Here is a 6667-nt window from a genome sequence, read left to right on the forward strand (position 1 = left end):
TCCAGCATGCGGGTGTGCTGAACATTGATGCCGGACCCAGCCATGCCTTCTTGCGCCAGACCGGGGATCACTACGGTTACTTCCTGCGCAATCTGCTGGAATATAATTTGCTGGCGGTAACGGGGGCCTGCCTGATGGTGGAGCGGCGCAAGTTCGACGCCATCGGCGGGTTCGACCTCCGGTTCCCCGTCGCCTACAATGACGTCGATCTCTGCATGCGCTTGCACGAAGCGGGCTATTACAACGTGATGTGCCAGGCGGCGCAGCTGATCCACCATGAATCCATCAGCCGCGGTCTGGATTTCGAATCGAAGGAGAAACGGGAGCGCTTGGATCGGGAACGGACGCGCCTGTTCGATCTGCATCCGGATCTGTTCCAGCATGACCCCTTCAACAATCCCAACGTGCATCCCAACGGCATTAATTTCGAGATCGTGTGATGACGGCCATGAAAGAAAATCTCGCCCCGGAGATCGCGGCCTTCGCTAACGAGTCCGTTTTTGGGGCGACCTCAGACCTGGGCGAGGCCATGCGCGACGCCATGCTGACGGCGGCCGCCGTGTCCTTCGGGTTCTTTGGCACACTCTTTCACCGGTCCGTCGACACGGTGGATGAGGTATTTGCCATCCTTGGGCGTCGCTTCGACTTGCCTGAATTCCCCAGTCTGCGCCGGGCCGCCCAGGCGGAGGCCATGGAGCGCATGCGCCGGGCTGGCCGGCGGGAAATCTCCTTGGCGGGCATCTATGATTGCCTGGCGTTGGATCCCGCCCTTGCCGGCGCCTTGAGGGCGGCGGAACTGGCTTTGGAACTGGATATCCTGTGGCCCGATCCGGCGGCGCACGCCGCCTTCCATCACGCGCTGGAATTGGGGCGGCCGGTGCTGATCACGGCGGACACCTATTTGGGTCGCGCCTTCGTGCGCGAGGCGCTGGTCCGGCATGGGCTGGATCCCGTCCCGCTGTTCATTTCCAGTGACTGCAACGCGACCGCGCGGGATAGCGGTGAGCTCTACGATCTGGCGGCGGATTATCTCGCCATGCCGCGTGACCGGCTTCTGCACATCGGCGATGATCCGCAGTCGGATGTCTTTCAGGCCGGGGCCAAGGGGTTCGCCACCTTCCATTACCGCCGCGCGCTTCCGCAGCCCCGTCCGGCAATGGCTGGCGTGACGCCTGCCGCGGGTGCTCTGGCAGCGCGTGAATTGGGCTATCAGGTAGGGGGACCCGCCACGGTCGGCTTCCTGAATTGGCTGGAGCGCCGCGCGAAGGCTGACGGTATCGACCATGTGTTGTTCCTGGCCCGCGAAGGCCACGGCATGGATCGTGTCGTCCGCGAAAATCCCGGCGCCTGGGACCTGCCGCCCTGCAGCTATCTTCAGGGGTCGCGCACCGTCTTCGCCCTGGCGACGATGACGGACCAGACGTTCCAGGGCTATCTGCATTTTTTGATAGCCGAGTCCGATGGTCTGGCCCCTTACGAGGTGCTGGAACGCATCGGCGTGCCGGCTCCCACCCCTGAGGTGATGGCGGCCTACGGCCTGGGGGATGATATCGAGCTGTCGCCGACGTATCACGCACGCCTGCTGAATTTCCTGTTCGAATACCGGTTTGAAATCCTGAAAATCTGTCGGCGTAATCGCCGGGGGCTAATCGCGCAGCTACGGCAGTTGGGTGTGCAGCGCGGCTCACGCGTGGCGTTGGTCGACCTGGGTTGGGACGGCGCCAACCAGGAGGCGTTGGAAGGCAGCCTGCGCGGCCTGTTCGACCTGGACATCCAGGGCTATTCCCTGTGCCTGACGGATGGGGCGGAGAGCCGCCGCCGGGCGCAGGTGCAACGGATGGAGGCATTGTTTTCCATCGGCAAGGTGGCGCCATCGGTGATAGAGGGCCTGCATGAAGGCCGGGCCTTGGTCGAGTTGCTGTTCAGCGCCCCCCAGGGTGCCGTCATCGGCCTGGCGCTGGCATCTCCCAAGGTGGAGGTGGTGGAAGACACACGATGGGACGGCCATGGGGAGCAAGCCGCGGTCGCGTCGGCTCTGGCTGACGGAGTCGCCGCATTCGCCCGTGACTATGCCGCCGAGGTGGCGGCGGGCGCCCCCACACTGCCCGTCCTGGAGACCGCTTGGCCTTTGGTGAACTTGTGTACCGGGCCGGCTCTGGCGCTTGCCGATGAGCTCGGCTCGCTGACAAACTTGACCTCGTGGGCGGGCACGCGCCGACAGACGCGCACCCTGCGCGAGATTCTGCCCAGGCGTGTCGCCGGTCCCTGACGATGTCTTGGCATGTCCCCGGTCGCAGGGACTTATGCGCCCTTTTCCGCGCGGGCGGCCTCCGAGGCCGCGAGGAACAAATGGTACGGTGTGCTGCCGGGTAGGTCGCGCATGCTGGGGCGGCCTGTTTCATCCTGCGTTTCAACCCAGTGCCCGGTCTGCCCGTCCAGAAAGGCGGCCTGCAGGTGGGCGGTCAGCCGCTGGGCCAGGACCCAGGCGGTATCGCCCGCTGACGTTCCCTGGTGGCGGCGTGCCTGGGACAGGGCGGCCTTGATCGCTTCAGCCACCGGCCAGATGCGGCGGCTGCGTAGGACGGGGGCGCCCTGCGGGTCCATCTGATCCATGATGCCGCCATCGGGCAGGAAGCCGTGGGCGACGGCCTTGCCGAACAGGGCATCGGCCAGGGGCAGCACCGTGACGTCACCGCCCTGGTTGACATAGCGGTCCAGAAGCCACGCCCACTCGAAGTGATGGCCAGGTTCCACGATATGTCCGGTGGCGGGATCAGGCCGCCAGTCCTGGGTGAAGAACTCACCCAGGGTCTGTGTTTCGACGCTGTAGAAGCGGCTGCGGAACAGGTTGATGACGGTGGTCGCTTCAGTCAGCCAGGCATCGTCGCCGGTGAATTCATGCAGCGCCAGCAGCGCTTCCAGCAGATGCATGTGCGGGTTCTGGCGGCGCACGGCACCATTCAAGGCCCAATCGGCGCTGGCACCTTCCGCCAGGCCGGCCCAGCCGCCGTCGGTGAGCGCCGGCATGGCCAGCCGGTCACGCATGACCGACCAAGTCTCCTGCGCCAGCGACACGGCATTGGGGGCGCCAAACGCCGCATGGGCGTAGGCCAGGCCGAACATCACGAAAGCGTGACCATAAAAATCCTTGGATCGGTCCAGGGCCTGGCCGTCCGGCTGGGCCTTGAAGAACCAACCGCCATGGCGGTCATCCCAAAAATGACGGACCAGGAAATCGTAACCGCGTTCTGCCGCCGCCTGACCCGCGTGGTCGCCCTGCAGGGCGCCATGAGCCAGAACATACAGCTGGCGGGCCTGCACCATCGATCGTTTATAGCCCAGCGGCATGGGTTGCGCCGTCGCATCCAGGCGCTCATGGAAGCCGCCGTGCAGGGCATCCGCGAACCGCTGGTGGCAAAGAGGCAGCAGCCGGTCGAAAGCATAGCGGGTGAAGGTGCCAAACGGCGGCATGAGGGAGCTCTGGTCGGGTGTGGCTCTGCGGTGACCGTTTACGGTCGGGCGGGAAGGGCCATGGTGAAGGCCATCGTCAACTGGTCTCCGGCTGGTACCGTTCCAGGGCCTGCCGGGGCGCGCTGATGCCCGCGGCTACCGCCTTTGGCTGCGGAGGGGGCCGAGGGCGGGGCGCTTGGTGGAGTGGCGGAACCGTGCACGGTCAGCAAAGGCTGTCCTGCCCGGCCATGCAGATCATACAGCAAGGGCTGGGCGGAGGTCAGGGCGGCGCTGGTTTCCAGCGCCTGGACACGGGCCATCGTTTCCGGCGCCACCCCCTTGGGCGGTTGAGCGGTGGTGGTGATGACCGTGTCCATCTGGTCCACCCGGGCGGTGGCGGGGCATGCGCCCGCCGGCAGCTCCGGTGTTTCCGCCGTGCAGGTCAGATAGCGGGCCAGCAGGGCGGCGGCGACGGCCATCTTCTCGCGCCCCTCGGGCCTCAGGGCGGTGGTGCCTGGGGTGAAGAACTGTGTGGCGGGCAGGTGCAGGATGCCGTTGGCGGCATCCGCGGTCGCATCGATATGCCGCGCCATCAGATCCTGGCGCAGCGCCTCGATCATGCGGGCGCGCTCCTCCATGATCTTGGCGATGGTTTCCTGATAAGCCTTTTCCGAGGGCTCATCCTGCTGCGGTTTGGCCGCTTCCTCGATATTGTACATCGAGAGGGCCATCAACATGATCAGGAAGATGAAGACGATGCCGGCCATCAGGTCGGACATGGAGGCGAAGTAGCTCTCCTGGTCATCCCCGTGCGCCCTGGTTCCGCGTCGCATGGCAGAAACCCCGCTTAAGAGGCCTGGCCGATGGTATCGGGCAAGGCGGTGGGCGGAACGGCGGCGGCGGAACCACTGGTCGCACCATCCTGGACCCAGCTGCCCATCAGGCGGTGGGCGGAGATCAGGGGGAAGCACAGTTCGACGGCGCGACACAGATCATCCAACGCCGCCTGCACCTTGCGCTGCCAATGCCGCACGACCACGGAGGTCACCAGCGAGGCGCCAATGCCCACGACCGAGCTGACGAATTTCATGGTGGACGCCGCCAGCAACTGCCCCAGGGCCTGGCGCGCCTCCGCCAGATCGCCCATCTGCAGGCCTTTGCTGGCGAAATACAGACCCGCCACCAAGCCCAGGAAGGTGAACATCAGGCCGACGCCCACAAAATAGTTGGGCAGGGCGACGTAGAAGCGGAAGTCCAGTCCCCGGCTCTCCATCGCTTCCATGGAAAAGTATTCCTGTGGGCGGATGGTCGAGTAAACCCGCCGGCCGGTTCCCGCGCCGGCATCCAGCAGGGTGGCTTCGAACATCCGCCATTCATCCATCAGCAGCGGACTCGACTCCATCAGGCGCTTCGTGGACGCGACCCGGCGGTCATTCGGTTCCGACATGATCGGCATGGTGGAGCCGGTGATGCGCTTCAGCGTGTCCAGGGTGCGTCGCACCTGTCCAACCCAGAAGCCGCCCAGCAGGCCCAGGCAGGCCAGCATCATGCCTGCCGCCAGCACCAGCGCGAACTCCGGCTGGCCGAACAGCTTGAGATAGACGACGGCCAGCGGCTTGGCCACTTCACGGATCGTCAAGAAGAACGAGGACATGTCACCGCCGGCCTGGGCCAGCTTGAACACGATGACGGCAAGCATGACAGCGATGCCCGCCCAGACGTATTTTCTGACCATGATCGACGGTTTGTTCCGGGATGTCCCTGCTGGGAAGAGCTGGTGGAGCGGCGGCTATCAGGTCTCAGCCAGCGACTGCTGGTAGATGTCCGCAACCTCGGCCAGGGGACCGTATGCGATGACGTTGCCGTTGCGCAAGTACAGCCCTTTGTTGCACCACTTGCCCAGCAGGTCCAGCGAATGCGACGCCAGCACCATGAGGCTGGACCGCTGCACGAAATCTTCCATGCGCTTTTGCGCCTTCGCCAGGAAGTGGCTGTCGCCGGCGGCCAGCCATTCGTCCATCAGCAGGATTTCCGGCTCGACACATGTGGACGCGGCGAAGGCCAGACGCAGCATCATGCCCGCCGAATAAGTCCGCACCGGCATGTCGATATAGGGGCCGAGTTCCGTGAACTCGACGACCTCCTCGACGTGGCCCTGCATGTCCTTGGGGTGGATGCCCATGTACATGCCGCGCAGCATGATGTTCTCACGCCCCGTTGCTTCCGGGTTCAGACCCAAGGACACGTCCAGCAGGGCGGAAATACGACCTTGGATATGAAGCGCGCCGCTGGTCGGTTCATAAATCCCGGCCAGCGTCTTCAGCAGCGTCGTCTTGCCCGAGCCATTGGGGCCGATCAGGCCGACGCGGTCGCCCTTCTCGATCGATAGGGTCAGATGGTTCAAGGCGCGAACCTGGATGCGGTTTGACGCATCCCGGGCGAGGTTGCTGCCAACCAGGGGCGCGGAGAAGAGCGCCTTTTTCAGCGACCGTCCGCCAGCCTGGTAGATGGGAAACTCGACCGTCAGGTCCTGCAAGTGCAACGAGGCCATAAGATCACACCCAGTAAGCGATCCGGGACCGGAACCGGCTGAAGAAGCCGGCGGTCATGACCAAGCCTCCCGTGGTCATGATGCCCACGATCAGCCAGGAGTACGGCGCGGTCGGTTCGCCGAGCAACGGGGCCCGGACGATGTCAATGGCGGCAAACAGCGGGTTCATTTCGCCGAGGTGGCGGAACCTGCCCAGATTTTCCACCGGCCAGAAGACCGGGGTGGCGAAAAACACGACCTGCAGCAGGGCGGCGACGATGGGTGGAATGTCGCGGAAGCGGGCACTGACCATACCCAGCAACAGGCTGATCCAAATGCCGTTGAGGCACAGCAGCAGCAGTCCTGGGATGGCCATCAGCCCCTCCCAACCGATGCCGTGGCCCATCACCAGGAAGGCGATGGGGATCAGCACCGCGTTGTGGCCCAAGATCAGCAGGTTGCGGAACACGCTGCGGAACACATGGACCGTATAGGGCAGCCGCACCTGCTGAATCGCGTGCTGCACCGACATGAACACCTCGCAGCCATCGGTGATGATGGAGGAGATGAACTGCCAGGTTAGCAAGCCAACGGTCAGGAACGGCACATAGCGGATGGGGTCGATGTTGAAGAGCTGTGAATAGATCAACCCCATCGCCGCGATCATGATGGCAGCGCTTAGGTCAG

At 64.5% G+C, this 6667-nt stretch carries 7 protein-coding genes; 2 read left to right on the forward strand and 5 right to left on the reverse strand.

What is annotated here, in order from left to right; genetic code table 11:
- The coding region (locus I55_RS26835; protein WP_044563798.1) for a glycosyl transferase family 2 at positions 1–440 on the forward strand (440 nt) is incomplete at its 5' end.
- Positions 441–448: 8 nt separating this feature from the next.
- A complete protein-coding gene (locus tag I55_RS26840) occupies positions 449–2269 on the forward strand; it encodes a haloacid dehalogenase (RefSeq protein ID WP_148293991.1) in 1821 nt (606 codons plus the stop codon).
- 32 nt (positions 2270–2301) lie between these two features.
- On the opposite strand, the gene I55_RS26845 is transcribed toward I55_RS26840, so the two are convergent.
- The 5 genes from I55_RS26845 to I55_RS26865 form a co-directional block, all read right to left on the reverse strand.
- Entirely contained in the window at positions 2302–3471 is a 1170-nt protein-coding gene (locus I55_RS26845; RefSeq protein WP_044563799.1) for an AGE family epimerase/isomerase, read from the reverse strand.
- A 38-nt stretch (positions 3472–3509) separates the two neighbouring features.
- On the reverse strand, positions 3510–4283 hold the full coding sequence (locus tag I55_RS26850; RefSeq protein WP_148293992.1) for a hypothetical protein: 774 nt from the start codon (positions 4281–4283) through the stop codon (positions 3510–3512).
- 14 nt (positions 4284–4297) lie between these two features.
- Positions 4298–5185 carry a hypothetical protein gene (locus I55_RS26855; RefSeq protein WP_044563801.1) on the reverse strand — a complete coding sequence of 296 codons (888 nt, stop codon included), beginning with the start codon at positions 5183–5185 and terminating at the stop codon, positions 4298–4300.
- Between the two features lie 57 nt (positions 5186–5242).
- Positions 5243–6001 (reverse strand): ABC transporter ATP-binding protein, encoded by a 759-nt coding sequence (locus I55_RS26860; RefSeq protein WP_044563802.1) that lies wholly within the window; start codon positions 5999–6001, stop codon positions 5243–5245.
- A 4-nt stretch (positions 6002–6005) separates the two neighbouring features.
- The coding region (locus tag I55_RS26865; RefSeq protein ID WP_044563804.1) for an ABC transporter permease at positions 6006–6667 on the reverse strand (662 nt) is incomplete at its 5' end.

This window comes from Azospirillum sp. B4, assembly GCF_000333275.1.
In the GTDB taxonomy this organism is placed as follows: Bacteria; Pseudomonadota; Alphaproteobacteria; order Azospirillales; family Azospirillaceae; genus Nitrospirillum.